This is a genomic window from Oscillibacter sp. CU971, assembly GCF_905219725.1.
Classification (GTDB): Bacteria; Bacillota; Clostridia; order Oscillospirales; family Oscillospiraceae; genus Oscillibacter.
The window spans coordinates 1-2,111 of sequence record NZ_CAJMXG010000388.1 but is presented as its reverse complement, the minus strand read 5'-3'; the positions used below and the strand labels follow the sequence as shown (position 1 = coordinate 2,111).

General features: G+C 66.9%; 1 protein-coding gene and 1 pseudogene. One reads left to right on the top strand and one right to left on the bottom strand.

All coding sequences use genetic code 11. The annotated features are described in order from the left end of the window. A pseudogene (locus tag JX325_RS15740) lies at positions 1–335 on the top strand (ATP-dependent DNA helicase RecG); the annotation flags it as partial. Between the two features lie 104 nt (positions 336–439). Here JX325_RS15740 and JX325_RS15735 read toward each other — a convergent pair. Beyond that, positions 440–2,111 (bottom strand): DNA translocase FtsK (locus JX325_RS15735; protein ID WP_204791999.1); only part of this gene is annotated, 1,672 nt, incomplete at its 5' end.

Here is a 2,111-nt window from a genome sequence, read left to right as displayed (position 1 = left end):
GCCGGGGAGAGTGGCAGTCCTATTGCGTCCTCGTCTCCGACAACCAAAATGAGGAGACCCGCCGGCGGCTGAAGGTCATGGTGAAGACCGCCGACGGCTTCAAAATCGCCGAGGAGGACCTGCGCCTCCGGGGGCCGGGGGACTTCTTCGGCCAGCGGCAGCACGGACTGCCGGGGCTGCGGGTGGCGGACATCGGCTGCGACGCCCAGCTCCTGCGGGAGGCCCAGGCGGCGGCGGACGCGCTGCTGGAGCGGGACCCGGAGCTGGAAAGCTGCCCCGCCGNGGCAGAGCGGATGGCGGAGCTGTTTACGGAGGCGGAGCTTACTTTTTCCTGAGGGGAAAGACCGTCCGGCCCGGAGAAGNGNCCTCATGGACGCCACAGACGCGGCGGAAATACGGGCAAGCGCCGGAGAAGTCATTCTTCTCCGGCGCTTGCCCTTTATTCGCCCTCTTCCACGGAGGACTCCGGCGGGTTTCCGCCCATCTTCATCTCCTGCCATTTCTCCTTGGTAATGAGGAGCTGCCGGGGCTTGGACCCCTCGAAGGGTCCCACATAGCCCCGCTCCTCCAGCTGGTCCACCAGGCGCGCGGCCCGGGAGTAGCCCAGCTTCAAGCGCCGCTGGAGCATGGACGTGGACGCCTGCCCCGTCTCCAGAATGACCTCCACGGCGGCGGGGAGAAGCTCGTCCTCCTCGCTCTCCTGGGGCTCGGCGGAGGGCTTTCCGGCTTTAGCGCCCTTCTCCTGGACGGATTCCTCGATTTTGGCAATCACGTCGTCGTCATACTGGGCCTCGCCGGTCTGCTTGACGAAGGAGACCACCCGTTCGATCTCCTCCGGGGTGATGAAGCAGCCCTGGACNCGGGTGGGCTTCCCGGCCCCCAGGGGGGCGTAGAGCATGTCGCCCCGGCCCACTAATTTTTCCGCGCCGCCGTTGTCCAAGATGATCCGGGACTCCATGGAGGAGGCCACGGCGAAGGCGATGCGGCTTGGGATGTTGGCCTTCATGAGGCCGGTGATCACGTCGGCGGAGGGCCGCTGGGTGGCGATGACCAGGTGCATCCCGGCGGCGCGGCCCATCTGGGCCACCCGGCAGATGGATTCCTCCACCTCCTTGGCGGCCACCAGCATCAAATCCGCCAGCTCGTCGATGACCACCACCACGCTGGGCAGGGGCTCTATGCCCTCCTTCGCTCTGGCAAGCNGGTTGAACTCCTCCAGCTTCTTGACCCCGTGCTCGGAGAAGGTCTTGTAGCGCTTCATCATCTCGAACACCGCCCACTGGAGGGCTCCGGCGGCCTTCTTCGGGTCCGTCACCACGGGGATCAGCAGATGGGGGATGCCGTTGTAGGGGGCCAGCTCCACCATCTTGGGGTCCACCATGATAAAGCGCACGTCCTCCGGCGTGGACTTGTAGAGGAGGCTGATGATCAAGGAGTTGGTGCACACGGATTTGCCGGAGCCGGTGGTGCCCGCGATGAGTACGTGGGGCAGGGTGCCGATGTCCCCGATGACGTTCCGCCCGCCGATGTCCCGGCCCAGGGCGAAGGCCACGTTGGACTTGTGGGCGGCGAAGTCCCGGGACTCAATCACGTCCCGGATGAGCACCGGGGTCACCTGCTTGTTGGGCACCTCGATGCCCACCACGGAAATTTTATCGGGAATGGGGGCGATGCGCACGCCGGTGGCCCCCAGGGCCAGGGCGATGTCGTCCGCCAGGTTGGTGATTTTGGAGAGCTTGACCCCCTGCTCCAGGATGAACTCGTACCGGGTGACGGAGGGGCCGTGGATCACGTCGCCGGGGGCGGCGTCCACGCCGAAGCTGGTCAGGGTCTCCGCCAGGCGGCGGGAGTTGTTCCGCAGCTCCGCCCCGGCCTCCACATGGTTTTCCCCCTGGTTCGCGTGCAGCAGATCCACCGGCGGATAGGGGTATTCCCCTTCCTCCGACGCAAGCTTCTCCTCGATTTCCGCGGCCACGGCGGCGGTCTGAGCCGCCACCTCCTTGGCCGTTTCGGCCTTGCCGCTGCGGGTGAAAGCCTCCGCCGTGGGCAGGGGCGGTTTCTCCGGCTCCGGGGCAGCGGGTTCCGGCGTCCGGGGTGGCTCCGCCTCCGAC